The sequence below is a fragment of the Dietzia sp. IBK-p2-16D genome (assembly GCF_057773085.1).
Window position 1 is genome coordinate 858,778 of the sequence record NZ_JBYMTL010000001.1, and the last position, 16,204, is coordinate 874,981.

Annotated in this window: 14 protein-coding genes; 10 read left to right on the plus strand and 4 right to left on the minus strand. The window is 71.0% G+C overall.

Annotated features, from left to right (window positions below):
• The first annotated feature begins 6 nt into the window (after window positions 1-6).
• Entirely contained in the window at window positions 7-615 is a 609-nt protein-coding gene (gene pth / locus AC3DE3_RS03975) for an aminoacyl-tRNA hydrolase (protein ID WP_488369033.1), read from the plus strand.
• Window positions 612-1,070 carry a DUF1990 domain-containing protein gene (locus tag AC3DE3_RS03980; protein ID WP_488369034.1) on the plus strand — a complete coding sequence of 153 codons (459 nt, stop codon included), beginning with the start codon at window positions 612-614 and terminating at the stop codon, window positions 1,068-1,070. Before pth ends, AC3DE3_RS03980 begins: the two co-directional genes overlap by 4 nt.
• A gap of 21 nt (window positions 1,071-1,091) precedes the next feature.
• On the opposite strand, the gene AC3DE3_RS03985 is transcribed toward AC3DE3_RS03980, so the two are convergent.
• The gene (locus tag AC3DE3_RS03985) at window positions 1,092-1,523 is read right to left on the minus strand and encodes a DUF6508 domain-containing protein (protein WP_488369035.1); all 432 of its coding nucleotides are present in this window, start codon (window positions 1,521-1,523) and stop codon (window positions 1,092-1,094) included.
• A 336-nt stretch (window positions 1,524-1,859) separates the two neighbouring features.
• Here AC3DE3_RS03985 and AC3DE3_RS03990 point away from each other — a divergent pair, with 336 nt between their 5' ends.
• The 4 genes from AC3DE3_RS03990 (at window position 1,860) to AC3DE3_RS04005 (ending at window position 8,035) form a co-directional block, all read left to right on the plus strand.
• The gene (locus tag AC3DE3_RS03990; RefSeq protein ID WP_488369036.1) at window positions 1,860-3,533 is read left to right on the plus strand and encodes a peptide chain release factor 3; all 1,674 of its coding nucleotides are present in this window, start codon (window positions 1,860-1,862) and stop codon (window positions 3,531-3,533) included.
• 20 nt (window positions 3,534-3,553) lie between these two features.
• Window positions 3,554-4,525, plus strand: a complete 972-nt coding sequence (locus AC3DE3_RS03995) for an LLM class F420-dependent oxidoreductase (RefSeq protein WP_488369037.1) — start codon at window positions 3,554-3,556, stop codon at window positions 4,523-4,525.
• 150 nt (window positions 4,526-4,675) lie between these two features.
• Window positions 4,676-6,268 (plus strand): amidohydrolase family protein, encoded by a 1,593-nt coding sequence (locus tag AC3DE3_RS04000; protein ID WP_488369038.1) that lies wholly within the window; start codon window positions 4,676-4,678, stop codon window positions 6,266-6,268.
• Window positions 6,269-6,328: 60 nt separating this feature from the next.
• Entirely contained in the window at window positions 6,329-8,035 is a 1,707-nt protein-coding gene (locus AC3DE3_RS04005) for a serine hydrolase domain-containing protein (protein WP_488369039.1), read from the plus strand.
• A gap of 47 nt (window positions 8,036-8,082) precedes the next feature.
• Here AC3DE3_RS04005 and AC3DE3_RS04010 read toward each other — a convergent pair whose 3' ends face one another.
• The 3 genes from AC3DE3_RS04010 to ppk2 form a co-directional block, all read right to left on the minus strand.
• Window positions 8,083-9,237: an AI-2E family transporter gene (locus AC3DE3_RS04010; protein WP_488369040.1), complete on the minus strand. Its 1,155-nt coding sequence runs from the start codon at window positions 9,235-9,237 to the stop codon at window positions 8,083-8,085.
• Between the two features lie 74 nt (window positions 9,238-9,311).
• Window positions 9,312-10,355 (minus strand): enoyl-CoA hydratase/isomerase family protein, encoded by a 1,044-nt coding sequence (locus tag AC3DE3_RS04015; protein WP_488369041.1) that lies wholly within the window; start codon window positions 10,353-10,355, stop codon window positions 9,312-9,314.
• An 88-nt stretch (window positions 10,356-10,443) separates the two neighbouring features.
• Window positions 10,444-11,322 carry a polyphosphate kinase 2 gene (gene ppk2 / locus AC3DE3_RS04020; RefSeq protein WP_488369042.1) on the minus strand — a complete coding sequence of 293 codons (879 nt, stop codon included), beginning with the start codon at window positions 11,320-11,322 and terminating at the stop codon, window positions 10,444-10,446.
• Between the two features lie 86 nt (window positions 11,323-11,408).
• On the opposite strand from ppk2, the gene AC3DE3_RS04025 reads away from it, so the two are divergent.
• The 4 genes from AC3DE3_RS04025 (at window position 11,409) to AC3DE3_RS04040 (ending at window position 16,178) form a co-directional block, all read left to right on the plus strand.
• A complete protein-coding gene (locus tag AC3DE3_RS04025) occupies window positions 11,409-13,028 on the plus strand; it encodes a GMC oxidoreductase (RefSeq protein ID WP_488369043.1) in 1,620 nt (539 codons plus the stop codon).
• Between the two features lie 35 nt (window positions 13,029-13,063).
• Window positions 13,064-13,618 (plus strand): TetR/AcrR family transcriptional regulator, encoded by a 555-nt coding sequence (locus tag AC3DE3_RS04030; RefSeq protein ID WP_488369044.1) that lies wholly within the window; start codon window positions 13,064-13,066, stop codon window positions 13,616-13,618.
• Window positions 13,615-14,316: an HAD hydrolase-like protein gene (locus AC3DE3_RS04035; protein ID WP_488369045.1), complete on the plus strand. Its 702-nt coding sequence runs from the start codon at window positions 13,615-13,617 to the stop codon at window positions 14,314-14,316. The genes AC3DE3_RS04030 and AC3DE3_RS04035 overlap by 4 nt, the downstream gene beginning before the upstream one ends.
• Window positions 14,317-14,654: 338 nt before the next feature.
• Window positions 14,655-16,178 carry an HNH endonuclease signature motif containing protein gene (locus AC3DE3_RS04040; RefSeq protein WP_488369046.1) on the plus strand — a complete coding sequence of 508 codons (1,524 nt, stop codon included), beginning with the start codon at window positions 14,655-14,657 and terminating at the stop codon, window positions 16,176-16,178.
• Window positions 16,179-16,204 lie beyond the last annotated feature (26 nt).

Here is a 16,204-nt window from a genome sequence, read left to right on the forward strand (position 1 = left end):
GGGATCATGGGCGCCGTGACTACCGCTGAGACGCCCGGCCCCACCCTCATCGTGGGCCTGGCCAACCCCGGCCCCGACTACGAGGGAACCCGCCACAACATCGGCTGGGACGTCCTGCGGGAGTTGGCCTCCCGCGCCCTGCCGATGCCGGCGACTTTCTCCAGCCACAAGCGGACCAACTGCGAGATCGCCCAGACCCGACTCGCCGACACTCCGGTCGTCCTGGCCCGACCCCGCAGCTACATGAACCTCTCGGGGGGTCCGGTCGCCGCGGTCGCCAAGTACTTCTCGGTAAAACCCACCGACATCATCGTGATCCACGACGAGATCGACATCGACTTCGGTCAGGTCCGCCTCAAGCGCGACGGCGGCGAGGGCGGGCACAACGGCCTGCGCTCGCTGTCCGGCTCGCTCGGCACCCGCGACTACATCCGCGTGCGCGCCGGGGTGGGCCGCCCGCCCGGCCGGATGGCGGTGGCCGACTTCGTCCTCAAACGCTTCTCCAAGCTCGAACAGCCCGACGTGCCGTTCCTCATCCAGGACGCCGCCGACGCCGTCGAACTCCTCCTCAAGCACGGGCTGGAGACGGCACAGAACCAGGTCCACTCGGCGTGACGCGCTCCCGGCGGTTCGAGCGCGAGGCCCACCTGGGTACCGGAGCCGAGCTCTTCCGCCGCGCGAGTGCAGCACTGATCAACTGGGACATGCATCGGCGGGCCGGCCTCGTCGTCGTCGCCACCGGACCCGCCACCCCCGGTCGCACCGTCACCCTCCGTCCGAGGACCGGCCCCGGCGCGTGGTTACGCCTGGCCGCCCCCTGCGAGGTCACGGAGGTCATCGACCAAGGCGACGCACGTGGTTTCACCTACCGCGCCCTCCCGGGCCACCCCGAGCGTGGGTGGGAGACGTTCCTCGTCCGTCACGATCCCGTCTCCGACGCCGTCGCGCTGACCGTCACCGGCGAATCCGCGCACGCGACCCTGCTCGCGCGGCTGGGCGCACCCCTCGCCCGCGTCGAGCAGGAGCGGATCACCCGCCGCTACCTCGCCGCCCTCCGTGAGCAGCCCTGACCCGTCGCACCGGCCCGCACGTCACAGGTCGTACAGCTCCCGGAGCCGGTCGAGAAGCGCCACCAGCGCGCCCTCCCTCAGGGCCTCCGCGACCGAGCCGTCGACGAACCGCTCCGTCCGGACCACCCAGGTGAGCAGCGCGCGGGTCAGATCCTCGTCCGAATATTCCGCCAGCCCGGTGAGATCGGTCAGGGAGCCGTCCGACATCCCGCGCCGCTCCAACTCGTCCAGATACCCGTGCCGGGTGAGCACTCCCCCGCCGAACGCCTCCATCACGGCCAGCGTGTCCTCGCCGTAGGTCGGATACCGCACCAGGTAGGTTCCGTCCCTGTCCCGCTGGCCGCCCGCCCAGGTCACCCCGTCGGCCGCCCGCAGGCGATCGACCACGGGGAGCAGTTGCCGGAACGCAGCCCTGCGTTCCTCGACGCCCTGCGTGGTACTGCTCTCGTCCATACCGGTCCCTGCCTCTGCGCGTCAGGTGACGCCGCTCGTCCGCACCGTATCGAGCAGGTCCGACACCGAACGGCGGGAACCTCTCCTTGCCTGACCATCGGTGGCCACGGGGCGGATCGTTACGGCACCTAGCGATCTCCGGCCGGACCGGGGCCGCGTTCCCGCCACCCCGACCGCGCCCCCTCGGCGCCCATCGCACCCCCTCGCCGCCCCTGACCTCGACTTTCACTCCCCCGTCGCCCCCGGTCACCCTGCCTCCGGATTGGGTGCTCGGACGTGCGCGGACGTACCCTGGGTGACGACGACGAGGGCCGTCGACTGCCGTGAGGAGTGCGTGTGACCGAGACCGCCGAGGACACCGGAACGGGCGGGCACGCCACGAGTGCGGACGCCGGCGCGGACGTCAGCTCCGAAGTCGCGCGCCGCCGGACGTTCGCGGTGATCGCGCATCCGGACGCCGGCAAGTCCACGCTCACGGAGGCGCTCGCGCTGCACGCCCGGGTGATCACCGAGGCCGGCGCGGTCCACGGCAAGTCGGGCCGCCGCTCCACCGTGTCGGACTGGATGGAGATGGAGAAGGCCCGCGGTATCTCCGTCAGCTCCACGGCACTGCAGTTCACCTACGCACCGGAGGGATCGGACCCGGGCGACGACCCGTACGTCATCAACCTGGTCGACACCCCCGGCCACGCCGACTTCTCCGAGGACACCTACCGCGTCCTCACCGCCGTCGACGCGGCGGTCATGCTCATCGACGCCGCCAAGGGCCTCGAGCCGCAGACCCTCAAACTGTTCCAGGTGTGCAAGCACAACGGCCTGCCGATCATCACGGTGATCAACAAGTGGGACCGCCCCGGCCAGGCCCCGCTCGAGCTGCTCGACGAGATCACCGAACAGATCGGCCTCGTCCCCACCCCGCTGTTCATGCCCGTGGGAATCGCGGGCGACTACCGGGGCCTGCTGCGTCGCGGACCGGACGGAGCTCCCGAGGAGTACGTACACTTCACCCGCACCGCCGGGGGGTCCACCATCGCACCGGAGGAGCACTACGACCCCGCCACCGCCGCCGAGCGCGAGGGCGAGGTGTGGGAGACCGCGGTCGAGGAGTCAGAGCTGCTCTCGGCGATGGGTCAGGACCACGACCAGGAGCTGTACCTGGCCGGCGAGACCAGCCCGGTGATCTTCGCCTCGGCGATGCTCAACTTCGGTGTCCACCAGATCCTCGACGCGCTGGTCGAGCTGGCCCCGGCGCCGCGCGAGTGGCCGACCGTCTCGGGCGAGCCGCGGAAGACCTCGGAGCCCTTCTCCGCCATGGTGTTCAAGGTCCAGGCCGGCATGGACGCCGCGCACCGCGACCGCCTGGCGTTCATGCGCGTGGTCTCCGGCGAGTTCGAGCGCGGCATGGTGGTCCAGCACGCCCAGACGGGCAAGCCGTTCACCACCAAGTACGCGCTGACGGTGTTCGGCCGCGACCGCACGACCGTCGAGACCGCCTACCCCGGCGACGTGGTGGGCCTGGTCAACGCCACCGCCCTCGCCCCCGGCGACACTCTCTACAGCGGCAAAAAGGTGCAGTTCCCGCCGATCCCGCAGTTCGCGCCCGAGCACTTCGCCGTGGTCCGCGCGCAGTCGCTGGGCAAGTACAAGCAGTTCCGCAAGGCCATCGACCAGCTGGCCGCCGAGGGCGTGGTGCAGATCCTGCGCAACGACACCCGTGGCGACGCGAACCCGGTCATGGCCGCGGTCGGCCCCATGCAGTTCGAGGTGGTCACGGCCCGGATGAAGGCCGAGTTCAACGTCGAGGTCGTGGTGGACAACCTGCCGTACACGATCGCCCGCCGCACCGACGCCGAGTCCGCCGACGAGCTCGGCCGCCAGCGCGGGGTCGAGGTCTTCCAGCGCACCGACGGTGAACTCCTGGCCCTGTTCGGGGACAAGTGGCGGCTGCAGTACATCTCCAAGGAGATGGAGCACCTCACGATCGAGCCGCTGGTCGCCGACACCAACTGAGGACTGGCATCCTGGACGTCATGCCAGCAGACAACCCGGCCTCGCCCGACGACCCCGCCTCCTCCGTCAGCCTCCGCGTCTTCGTCGAGCCACAGCAGGGCGCGACGTACGCCGACCAGCTCGCCGTCGCCCGCGCGGCGGAGGACCTCGGCTACGAGGCCTTCTTCCGGTCGGACCACTACCTCAAGATGGGCGACGTCAGTGGCCTGCCCGGCCCCACCGACGCATGGTTGACCCTCGCCGCCCTGGCCCGCGAGACCTCGACCATCCGGCTCGGCACGCTGCTCACGTCGGTGACGTTCCGCCACCCGGGCCCGCTGGCGATCTCGATGGCCCAGGTCGACGAGATGTCCGGCGGCCGCCTCGACGTGGGACTCGGCGCCGGCTGGTACGCCGACGAGCACACCGCCTACGGCATCCCCTTCCCGCCGCTGGGCGAGCGGTTCGACCTGCTGGAGGACACCCTCGGGGCGCTGGAGACCTTCTGGTCGACGCCCGCCGGCGAGACAGTCTCCGTCCGCGGGAAGCGCATGGAGATGCTGGACTCCCCCGGCCTGCCCAAGCCCGTGCAGCAGCGCCCCCCGGTGATCGTCGGTGGTCACGGCAAGAAGCGGACCCCGGCGCTGGCCGCCCGGTTCGCCGACGAGTTCAACGTGCCGTTCGCCGACCTCGACACCGTGGCGACGCAGTACCGTCGCGTCGACGAGGCGTGCGCCGAGCGCGGCCGGGCGCCCGGGGAGATCATCCGTTCCGCCGCCCTCGTGCTGTGTTGCGGACGTGACGAGGCGCAGATCGCCCGGCGCGCGGACGCCATCGGCCGCGAGGTGGACGAGTTGCGGGCCAACGGTGCCGCCGGGACCCCTGCGGAGGTCGTGGACACGATCGGCCGGTACGCGGAGGTCGGGGCGCGGCGCATCTACCTGCAGGTGCTCGACATGTCCGACCTGGACCACCTCGATCTGGTCGCCTCCGAGGTCGCGTGCCAGCTCTAGCGGGATCCCGCCCAGCCGACCGGTGAGCGCCCCGCCGGCCGGGCGAAACCCCCTCCCCTGCCGGAGGAGTGGGATTAGTGTCACGCCATGGGGGCAGGAGAAACGACGACGACAAGGGCAGCACATCCCGGAGGCCGTGCGTGGGCCGCGATGGCACTCCTCGTCGTCGTCGCTCTTCTCTTTCCCCCGAACGCCGCACCGACGCGGGCGGCGACCCCTGCCGGCGGCTCCCCCATCAGAGGGATGGTCGACGCCCACGCGCACCTCGCGGCGTCGCAGGCGTTCGGCGGGGCCCTGCGCTGCGGCGAGCCGTTCTCCCCCGGCGGCCTCGGCGAGGCTCTCGCGGACTGCCCCAGCCACTCGGGCACCGGGCACTTCGCGCTGCTCGAATCGGTCCTCGGTGGCACCGCTCTCCCCGGCGGAACTCAGGGATACCCGACGTTCGCACAGTGGCCGTCGCACGACTCGCAACTGCACGAACAGGCCTACTACACCGGTATAGAGCGAGCATGGCGCGGCGGACTGCGGGTGCTCACCAATCACCTGGTGGCCAACCGCGTGCTCTGCGAGGCGCTTGCCGGGATCGGGGTGCCCGCGCGCTCATCGTGCGACGAGATGGAGCAACTGCGCCGTCAGGTGGACTACCTCGAGCGGATGGAGGCCCACATCGATGCCGAGCACGGCGGTCCCGGGCGGGGCTGGTTCCAGATCGCCCGCTCGCCGGAGGAGGTGCGGGCGATCGCGGCGGACGACAAGCTCGCGGTCACGTTGGGCGTGGAGGCGTCCGAACCGTTCGGCTGCCGGGTGGCGGGCGACGCGCCGATGTGCACGACCGAGGACATCGACCGCGGGCTCGACGAGTTCGCCTCATGGGGCGTGTCGACCGTGTTCCCGGTACACAAGTTCGACAACGCCCTCGGCGGAGCCCGCATGGACGAGGAGCTGGCGGGCCTCGCGGTCAACATCGGCAACAAGCTCGCCCGAGACCGCTTCTGGGAAACGGAACCGTGCACCGGTCCCGACGCCGACCACGCCCAGCCCCTGGCCAGCACGCTCGTCGCCGACGGGCTCGCTGCGGCGTCCTCCGACGCCCCCGCGGGCGCGGCACTGCCCGTCTATCCCGAGGCCCCGCTGTGCAACGTCCGCGGCCTGACCCCGCTGGGTGAGCACGCGATCCGCGGGCTGATGGCGCGCGGCATGGTGATCAACATCGACCACATGGGCGTGAAGACCGCCCACCGCACGCTCGACCTCGCCGCCGAGGCGGGATACACCGGACTCGTCGTGGACCACGACTGGGCGACCCGGGGCAACACCCGCCGCGTGCACGAGCAGGGCGGGTTCGTCGCCGGGTTCGCCTGGCCCGCCGACCCCACTGAGACCTTCGAGACCGGTTTCCTCGAGCAGTGGCAGACCACCACCGCGGGCGCCACCCGGCCGTTCACCGGCTATGGATTCGGTTCGGACGTCAACGGTCTGGCCCCGCTCGCCGATCCCCGGCCGAGCGCCGCGGACGACCCGCTCGTGTACCCGTTCACCGCGCCCAGCGGTGAGGTGATGGACCGGTGGCGGTTCGGTGAACACACGTACGACCTCAACACCGACGGCGTCGCGCAGTACGGCCTCTACGCCGACTGGGCCGCCGATCTCCTGCACCGCGCCGGGCCCGACCGCTACGAGCTCGAGCGTCAGCTCATGGGCGGCGCCGAGGCGTGGACCTCCAACTGGGAGCGGGCGCGCTGACCACCCCGTCGACCTGCGCCGCTACCGTCCGTCGCCCGCCCGGGCGACTACCCTGAGGCAATGACCCCGGACCCGGCCCCCTCCCGTCGTACGCGCCGCCGGCGGACCGCCGGAGCTGCGGCGCTCGGGCTCACAGTCGCCCTCACCGCCTCCGCGTGCGGCAGCCCGCTGCCCAAGCCCGAACCCGGCCAGAGCCCCGCGGCGTACTCCGGTCTCGATGTCCCGGAGGACCGGGTCGAGTACGCCATCGGCAAGGTGACGGAGATCGTCGAGGAGGAACTCGAGGCCTCTGGCATCCCCGGAGCCGCCGTGGCGGTGGTGCACGGTGGCGAGGTGGCGTTGGCCGAGGGGTTCGGCGTGCGCAGCACCGAGACCGGCGAGGAGGTCGACGCGCGGACGGTCTTCCCCATGGCGTCGGTCTCCAAGCCGGTCAGCGCCACCGTGGTGGCCGCGGAGTCCGCCGCGGGTGAGATCGACTGGTCGACGCCCGTGCGCGAGCACCTGCCGTGGTTCGAGCTGTCCGACCCGGGCGTTACCGCCGACGTGACGGTGGGAGACCTGTTCGCGCACCGCTCCGGGCTACCCGAGCACGCGGGCGACGACCTCGAGGACCTCGGTTATGACCGCCCGGCGATCCTGCACGGCCTGCGCCGTCTGCCACTGGACGAGTTCCGCACCTCGTACGCGTACACCAACTTCGGGCTGACCGCCGGAGCAGAAGCCGTCGCCGTCGCGGCCGGCACCCCGTGGCCGGAGCTGGCCCGCGAGCGGCTCTTCGACCCCCTCGACATGGACGACACCTCCTTCTCCTACGAGGACCTGCTCGACCGCGACAACCGCGTCGTCGGCCACGTCCGCGCCGCCGCCGACGAGTCGGGCGAATCGTCCGGCGACTGGGTCCCGGCCGACCCCGCGCGCGATCCGGACGCCCAAGCCCCCGCGGGTGGCCTGAGCTCCTCGGTGTCGGACATGGCGCGGTGGATGTCCATGGTGCTCGACGACGGCAAGGGGCCCGGTGGCTCGCAGGTGGTCCCCTCCGATGCACTCCGACAGGCTCTGACCCCGCAGGTGGTGTCCTCGCCCCCGCAGTCCGCGGCGGACCGCACCGGGAGCTACGGCTACGGGTTCAACATCTCCACCAGTTCCTCCGGCCGGGTCGAGTGGAGCCACTCCGGGGCATTCGCACTCGGCGCCGGGACGGCGATGCTGATGATGCCGGCTCTGGACATCGGCATCATCACCCTGACCAACGCCTCGCCCGTCGGGGTGGCGGAGACGATCAACTCCCGCTTCGCCGACTACGCACAGTTCGGCGACCCGACGCTGCAGTGGCGTAAGCTGTACGGCGAGGCGTTCGGCCCGCTGCTGGCCCCGGTGGGCGATCTGGTCTCAACGCGCCAGCCCTCCGCTCCGGCGCCGCCGCGACCGGCCGACGATCTGGTGGGCGTCTACCGCAACGACTACTTCGGCGAGATCGAGATCCGCCGCGTCGCCGCACCCGCCGACCGGGGATCGGACGAGCGGGATACCGACGGCAACTCGACGCCGGGGCCCTCACTCGCGCTCGCCGTGGACCCGGGCCCGCTGGTCTGGCCGCTCGAACACTGGGACGGCGACACCTTCGCCGCGAGTCCGGTGGGCGAGAACTGGCCGCCCGGGTCCCGCGGCAGCGTCACCCTCGACGGCGACACGGTGACCGTGGAGCTCCTCGACGGAAACGGCCTGGGCACCTTCACCCGCGTCGGAGAGGACGAGACGGGCGACTGACCGCGGGGCCGCCGGGGTCCACCGGCTGGTGCCGACGCCGGCGGGACCTACCCCTCGTGGGTCGCCTGCAGCCGCTCCGCTCGTCGCCTGTCGCGCTTCGCGTCCGCGTCGGGCGTGGTGAGGAACGTGGAGAACCAGGCCATCCGGGGATCAGCGTCCACGAGGAACGCCTTGACCGCCAACGTCAGAGGGACGGCGAGGATGGCGCCCAGCGCTCCGGCGATCGCCGACCAGAACACCAGTGACAGGAACGTCACCGTGGGGGTCAGCCCCACCGCGTCGCCGGTGAACTTGGGCTGGATGAAGCTCTGCATGACCAGGTTGATGACGCTGTAGATCACCACCACCCAGATCGCGTCGACCGGCCCGCCGGTGAGCAGGGCGAACAGTGCGGGCGGCACCAGGCCCAGCACGAAACCGATGTTGGGGATGTAGTTGGTGACAAAGGCCAGCACGCCCCACACCAGCGCCAGCGGCACCCCGAGGATCATCAGCGCCACCGTGTCGATCACCGCCACGATGAGGCCGAAGACCGTGGAGACGATCCAGTACGACTTCACGCCGTCGGTGAACGATCCCAGCGCATCGGCCAACCGCGGCCGCTGCCGGGCGATCACCGCGCGACGCCTCGTGATGCCGGGGATGTCGAAGACGAGGAAGGTCAGCGCGATCACCAGGACGGTGAGCTGGCCGCCGGCCGAGGACAACTGACCGGCGACGTTCTGAACGGTGCCGACGATGGTGTTGGGGTCCACGCCCTGCAGGCTCGAGGTGACCTGGTCCTCGCTCACCCCGAAGGTGCCGAGGAACGCGATCGTCTGCTCGTACAGTTCGATGAACTTGTCCTGGTACTGCGGGATCTCCTCGGCCGCCACCCACAACGCCCACACCAGCATCCCGACCAGCGCCGCCAGCAGCAGATAGAGCACCACCAGGACGATGATCATCGCGCCCCACCGTGGCAGCCCGGCCCGCTGCAGCACCCGCTGCAGGGGCTGGGCGGCGATCACCAGGTTCAGCGCGAGGAACGCCGGCATCAGCAGACTCGCGTGCTCGGACAGTCCCCACACCACCACGAACAGGGCCGCGAGGGACACCGCCGTGACACCGGCGATGCCCCAGCCCTTGGGTTCCTCGTGGGGAGCGAGCGCCTCCGGCGTCGGCGCCACCGGAGGGCCCACGTTGTCTCCGCTGCTAGTCATGACGCTCCTCACGAGCGGCGCCCCGTGCGCCGGACGCCGCTCAGCGTATCCCGATCAGTGCGCGGAGAAACCGCTCAGCTCCCGGCGAGCGCCGAGCGGATGGCGTCGACGTCCACCGAATCGAGATCCGCCGGATCCCAGGTGGGGTTGCGGTCCTTGTCGATCACCACGGCGCGCACGCCCTCGACGAAGTCCGGGCGGGCGGTGATCCACGCGCCGAGTGCGAGCTCGTTGTCCAGGCACTCCCGCAGGTCCTCGGCCTTCGCCCCGGCGCGCAGCAGCTCGATGGTGGCGACGATCGAGGTGGGGCAGTGCGAGCGCAGCATCTCGAGCGTGGAGGTGGCCCACTCATCCTGCTCACCGGACTCCAGCGCCGCGATCATCTCCTGCGCGGTGTCGCGGGAGAAGACGTCCTCGATGCGCTCGATACGGGCCTCGACGGCGGACTCCCCCGCCTCGGCGCGCTCGAGACCGAACCTCTTCAGCGCGTCGGCCAAGCCGATGGCGGCGACGGCGTCGACGAAGGCATTGCGCTCGTCGTCGTCGATCAGGTGGGTGGCCAGGCCGGTGAAGAGCGCGTCGGCGGAGTTCATCCGCACGCCCGTTGTACCGAGGTAGACGGCCACGGCCACGCCGCGCGCGCCGCCGCCGCACAGGCGCGGCAGGAAGTGGCTGGCGCCGACGTCCGGGATGAAGCCGATCGCCGTCTCCGGCATGGCCATCATGACCTTCTTGGTCACCACCCGGTGCGAGCCGTTGATCGAGATGCCCAGACCGCCGCCCATCGCCACCCCGTGGATCACGGCGACCGTGGGAACGCGGTGGGTGTGGTACGCCAGATCCATCGCGTACTCCTCGGAGAAGAACTCATGGTTCCTCTCGTGCTCGCCGGCCGCCGCGGCGTCGCGCAGCGCGCGGATGTCGCCACCCGCACAGAACGCCTTCTCCGAGGTGCTGGTGGTGATCACGGCCTCGACACCCTCGTCCTGCGCCGCCTCGTCCAGCGCGGTGTGCAGGGCCCGACACATGGGCAGGTCCAGCGAGTTCAGGGCCTTGGGGCGGTCCAGGACGATGTGCTGTATCCGGCCATCACGCCGGCTGCTGACGAATTCGCTCATGCCCCCATAGTGTCAGGCCGTCGTCTGACCGGCGCACGGATACTAGGAATTCCTACTTCGTCGCCCCCGGCACGGGTGGGCGGCCGCCTCAGCCCTCGAGCAACTGCGAGGCCACGTCCGGGACGTACCTGAACTCCTCGCGCGGCGGGCGGTCGTAGTTCGAATCCGCACCCTTCGGCCGCTCGGGGATCTCCAGCTCCGGCGGGTCGAGCTTCTCCCACGGCACGGTCGACAGCAGGTGCGAGATGACGTTGATCCGTGAGCGCTTCTTGTCCTCGGACTCGACCGTGAACCACGGGGCCTCGGGAATGTCGGTGTGGACGAACATCTCGTCCTTCGCCCGGCTGTAGTCCTCCCACCGGGTGATCGACTCCAGATCCATCGGCGAGAGCTTCCAGCGGCGCATCGGATCGTCATGGCGCGACCGGAACCGGCGCTCCTGCTCCTCGTCGGACACGGAGAACCAGTACTTGCGGAGCATGATCCCGTCCTCCACCAGCAGCCGCTCGAAGATCGGCGCCTGGTGCAGGAACCGGCGGTACTCGTCCGGCGTGCAGAAGCCCATCACCCGCTCCACGCCGGCGCGGTTGTACCAGGACCGGTCGAAGATCACGATCTCCCCGGCCGCCGGCAGGTGCTCGATGTAGCGCTGGAAGTACCACTGCGTCCTGTGCACCTCCGTCGGGGCCGGCAATGCCACGATCCGGGCGTGCCTCGGGTTGAGGTACTGCGTGATGCGCTTGATGGCCGAGCCCTTGCCCGCGGCGTCGCGCCCCTCGAAGACCACCACCATCCGGTTGCCGGTCTCCCGGAGCCACGCCTGCATCTCGACCAGCTCCGCCTGCAGCCGTTCGAGCTCGGCCTCGTAGGCCTTCTTCGGCAACTTCTCCAGACCGCTGGGCAGGAGGTCCTTCTTCTTCCCGCCGCTCTTGTCGGCGCTCTTACCCGAGGGCTTCTTGCTGCTCATGGCCCGATCCTACGGACCCGGACCGATCTCCCCGGCCGGGACGAACATGTTGACAGTTTCCGGCAACACTGTCTAGTTTCACGCCCATGCCGCACATCTCCCGCCGGGGCTTCCTCGGCACCGTCACCGCGGCCGGGATCGCCGCCCTGGCCACCGACCCCGCGGCCGCCGCCCAGCCGAGCGACTCCGCCGGCCCCGGGACCGACGCCCCCGCACCCGGGCGCATACCCCACGAGGTGCAGGATCACCGGTGCATCGTGGTCGGGAGCGGATTCGGCGGCGGTGTCTCGGCGCTCCGTCTCGCGGAGGCGGGTGTCCCCGTCGTCGTCGTCGAACGGGGCCGCCGCTGGCCCACCGGACCGAACGCCACCACCTTCCCCAGTGCCACCTCCCCCGACGAGCGTGCCCTGTGGTTCCGCTCGCCCGCCCAGGTGTTCGGCCGCCCGGTGGACCTACCGCGCTACACCGGCCTGCTCGAGGCCTCCGTCGGCGAGAACATGACCTCCGTCTGCGCCACCGGCGTCGGCGGCGGCTCCCTCATCTATCAGGGCATGGCACTGCAACCCACCGAGGAGCTGTTCCACACCTGGTTCCCCGGCGCGATCGACTGGCGCGAGATGGAGAGTGAGTACTACCCGCGCGTGTCCCGGATGCTGCGCCTCGCCGAGGCCCCCGACGAGCTCGTCGCCGCGCCTCAGTACGCCGCCTCCCGGGTCTTCGCCAAGCGCGTCCGCGACGCCGGCCTGCCCCTGCGCAAGATCCCCATGCCGATCGACTGGGACTACGCCCTCGCCGAACTGCGCGGCGAGATGCGCCCGTCCTACACCAACGGCGACAGCTCGCTGGGCGTCAACAACGGCGGCAAGCACTCCGTCGACGTCACCTACCTCGCCCGCGCCGAGGCCACCGGGATCGTCGACGTGCGGCCGCTGCACGATGTCCGCGCGATGCGGCGCCTGGCCGACGGCCGCTGGGAGCTGGACGTGGAGGTCCTCGACACCACCGGCCGCCTCGTCCGCACCCTCGCGATGCGCGCCCCCGCCCTCATCCTGTCCGCCGGCTCGGTGGGCACCTCCACCCTGCTCACCCGCGCGGCCGCGACCGGCACGCTCACCGACCTCCCCGACGACGTCGGCGGCGGCTGGGGCACCAACGCCGACCGCATCTACATGTGGACCGATCCCACGGCCGGCTTCGGCCCCGTCCAGGGCGGGCCCGTGGTCTACGGCAGCCTCAACTGGTCCGACCCGCGCTCGGCCCACACGATCATCCAGGCCTCCCTTCCCCAGTTCGGGCCGCAGCTGCACACCACCGTGCTGGTCGGTTACGGGGTCAGCGCCGACCGCGGCCGCGTGGTCTACGACGCCGCCCAGGACCGGGGCGTCATCCGCTGGCCCGCGAACGGCGACGCCGGCATCCTGCACGGGCACATCGACCCCACCGCCCGCACCATCGTCGGCCCGACCGGCCACCTCACCGACACCAACCGCATGCTCAACTCCACCTGGCACCCGCTGGGCGGCGCCCCCATGGGACAGGTGTGCGACCTGGACGGGCGCGTCCTCGGCCAGCGCGGCCTGTACGTGGTCGACGGCGCGCTCATCCCCGGTACCACCGCCGCGTGTAATCCGTCGCTGACCATCGCCGCGATCGCCGAGCGCGCGCTGGACCGGATCGTGCGGCAGGACGTGGGCGCCGTTTTCTAGGCACGGCATCCGGCGGCGTCCGCGATACTGGAGACGTGCGGTCCCGCGATTCCATTCTCGAAGCCACCCGTGACGTCATCGGTCGGGCCGGTTTCGGGGGTGTCACGATCGCCGCGGTGGCCAAGCAGGCCGAGGTCAGCCGCCAGACCGTCTACTCCATCTTCGGCACCCGCGAGGACCTGGTCTCGCAGGCCGTTTCCGAGCGGCTCACCATGCTCACCGGCGCGTTCACCGATGTGCTCGACACGGCGACCACGCCGCTGGAGTTGATCGTGGAGATCGTGGTGGTGGGCCGCCACTGCATCCTCGACGACCCCCTGCTGCGGGCACTCACGCTGGGCGGCGGTTCGAACCCCATCTTCGATCCCGGCTCTGCCGAGCGGGCCCGAGAGTACGCGGTCGCGCTGCTCTCCCCCGCCGCCGACCGGTTCCCGACACTGGCCGGCCGGCTCGAACTGATCGCGGAAGTGGGCGTGCACGTCGGCTGGTCGGTGTTGTGCCTGGACTCGCTCGACGCCCGCTCCGACCAGGACCTCCGCGCCTTCCTCACCGCCTGGCTGGGCCCGCTGATCGGGACGGTCGGGGTATGAGCGACGTTCTGGTCCTGTGGGACCTCGACCTCACCCTCCTCGACCCGGCCGGATTCGGCACCCGCATGATCGCGCCTGCGCTCGCCGACCTCCTCGGCCGTCACCCCGTCATGGGCGCCTCGTTCGCCGGGCGGACCGACCGCGCCATCCTCACCGACCTGCTGGAGATCAACGGGATGACCGGGTACGACGACGAGGTGGTCATGGCTCTCATGGACGCCGTGGCCGAGCGGTGCGAAACGTTCGGGGACGATCTCCTCGCCGGCGGTGGCGGTCCCCTGCCCGGCGCCCACGACGCGGTCGCCGCCCTGGCCGCGGACCCGCGGGTGCACCAGGGGATCGTGACCGGCAACATGCGCCGGACCGCGCTGCTCAAGCTGCGGGTGTGCGGGTTCGACGGGTTGCCCGACCCGTGCCTCGGCGCGTTCGGTGATCACCACGCGGACCGCGCCCACCTCGTCCGCGACGCCCTCGCCGCCGCCCGGGCGCGCGGTGTGGACGTGTCCCCCGGGCGGTCGGTGGTCGTGGGCGATCACGTCCACGACGTCCGAGGCGCGCTCGACGCGGGTGCCGTCTGCGTGGCGATCGCCACGGGCCGGGTCTCCGCCGACGATCTCCACGCCGCCGGCGCCCACTCCGTCCTGCCGGATCTCACGGACCCCGACGCCCTGCTTGCCGCGATCCGCGCCTTGGTCTGAACCGCGGTGCCGTCTGAACCGCGGTGCCGTCTGAACCGCGGTGCCGTCTGACCTGATGCGCCCTGAACGGGGCATCCAGGGCACCGCAGGTCACGACCATGCGGACGCCGCCCGGGCCCGCGGGCTGCCGGTGTCCATCGAGCGCCCGGTCGCGGTCGCACGCCGTGCTGCCGTGCCTCACCGACACCGCCGCGCTGCTGGCTACTGTCCACGCCTCGTCTGAACCGCGGTGCCGTCTGACCTGGGGTGCCCTGGACGGGGCATCCAGGGCACCGCAGGTCACGGCCGTGACAGCCGCTTCTTCCGACCATGTCGTACCTCGAACATACAGTCGAACCATGAGCGCAACGGACACCGCCCACTCGCCGTTCGTGACCCCGCCGGGATTCACGACCGTGGCGACCCCCGCCACCGACGTCGTCGTGCCCGAGGCCTTCAGCCGATGGGACCCCGGACAGCGACGCGGTTATCTCGCCCAACGGGCGATCAACGCTGCCGAAGGCCGCACCGTCGCCTATGCGTACGACTGCGTATCCAGGTCCTCCCAGAACGACCAACGACGCGATCCCCTGGACACGGCGGCGACCATGGTGAGTGCCTCGATGGCCCTGTCCCGCCGCGGGGCATTTCGGCTGGTGGCCACCGCCATCGAACTGACCGAGCGACTGCCGCTCACCGCGACCTTGCTGACGACCGGGTGGATCGGTGTCGACGCAGCCCACGCCATCGCCGAGGAGACCGCCCTGGTCGAGGACCATCTCATGCCGGAACTCGACCGCCGCATCAGCGAGGGACTCGCACCGACGAGGCGCCGAACCCACCCGCCCAGGATCGGACCTCTGCGCAAGATGCTCAGTAAGCACGTCGCGAGCTGTGACCCCGTGGGAGCGGACGCCCGCGCACAGCAGGCGCGCCGAGAGCAGAACGTGAAGATGACGCCGGTCACGGGCGATCTCGCGCTGCTCACCGCGACCCTCTCGGCCGTCGACGGCCTGGAGATCACCGAGCGCATCGACGCCCTGGTCCGAACCGCCGCCTCAGACGATCCCCGGTCTATCGGGCAACTCCGGGCCGCCGGCCTCCTCGCCCTGAGCCGCGGCTGGGCATCTTTGCCCGACCCCGACGGGCACCACCCCACGGACCCGGACGCGATGTCCGCGGCCCGCCGGGTCGTGATCCACGCCTACGACGACGGAGACGCGGACTTCCGGGGACTTTTCGTGGCCGGTTATGGCCCCGTCAGCCGCTTCACGTCCGACGAGCTGCAGCGATTCGCCAGGCGGAGGCTCGACGCCATCGACACGCTCGCAGACCCGGACGGCGAGGCCTCCCGCCGGTACAGCCCCTCGGAGGCACTGGCCCGCTTCTGTCGGGGCCGCGACGGCACCTGCGTCTTTCCCGGTTGCCAGACCCCGGCGGACAAGACCGACCTCGACCACATCATCCCCTTCGACCACGAGGATCCCCAGCGCGGCGGCTACACCACCAGCGACGACCTCGGCAGCATCTGCCGCACCCACCATCGCCTCAAGACCGATGGCATCTGGGCCTACTACCGGAGCGCTGACGGGGACTACGTGTGGATTCATGGTCCGAACCATCCCGACAGGAACCCCGGGACACGCGTCATCACCACCCCCACCGGCCCATTGGCGGAGTTCAGCGCACCGCGACACCCCGAACGCTCCCGGCTTCAGAAGGAGGCGGCCGAAGCCGGCAGAACCGGAGACGGCATCGCCGGATCGCAGCGCCAAACACACACCCGGCAACGTCGCGCTTCCGAACGGAGGTACCTGCGCGCCCAGGCGGAACAGCGACTACACGCTGCCGAGCGCGAGCAGGGGTCGCAGTCGGCAGCCTAGACTGCTCGCTCGGGGATGGCTGGCCG

Bases quoted from the DNA above. Each gene is read 5' to 3' on its own strand.
- pth (WP_488369033.1), top strand. From the start codon at position 7: ATGGGCGCCGTGACTACCGCTGAGACGCCCGGCCCCACCCTCATCGTG.
- AC3DE3_RS03985 (WP_488369035.1), bottom strand. From the start codon at position 1,523: ATGGACGAGAGCAGTACCACGCAGGGCGTCGAGGAACGCAGGGCTGCG.
- AC3DE3_RS03995 (WP_488369037.1), top strand. From the start codon at position 3,554: ATGCCAGCAGACAACCCGGCCTCGCCCGACGACCCCGCCTCCTCCGTC.
- AC3DE3_RS04000 (WP_488369038.1), top strand. From the start codon at position 4,676: ATGGCACTCCTCGTCGTCGTCGCTCTTCTCTTTCCCCCGAACGCCGCA.
- AC3DE3_RS04005 (WP_488369039.1), top strand. From the start codon at position 6,329: ATGACCCCGGACCCGGCCCCCTCCCGTCGTACGCGCCGCCGGCGGACC.
- AC3DE3_RS04010 (WP_488369040.1), bottom strand. From the start codon at position 9,237: ATGACTAGCAGCGGAGACAACGTGGGCCCTCCGGTGGCGCCGACGCCG.
- AC3DE3_RS04015 (WP_488369041.1), bottom strand. From the start codon at position 10,355: ATGAGCGAATTCGTCAGCAGCCGGCGTGATGGCCGGATACAGCACATC.
- ppk2 (WP_488369042.1), bottom strand. From the start codon at position 11,322: ATGAGCAGCAAGAAGCCCTCGGGTAAGAGCGCCGACAAGAGCGGCGGG.
- AC3DE3_RS04025 (WP_488369043.1), top strand. From the start codon at position 11,409: ATGCCGCACATCTCCCGCCGGGGCTTCCTCGGCACCGTCACCGCGGCC.
- AC3DE3_RS04035 (WP_488369045.1), top strand. From the start codon at position 13,615: ATGAGCGACGTTCTGGTCCTGTGGGACCTCGACCTCACCCTCCTCGAC.
- AC3DE3_RS04040 (WP_488369046.1), top strand. From the start codon at position 14,655: ATGAGCGCAACGGACACCGCCCACTCGCCGTTCGTGACCCCGCCGGGA.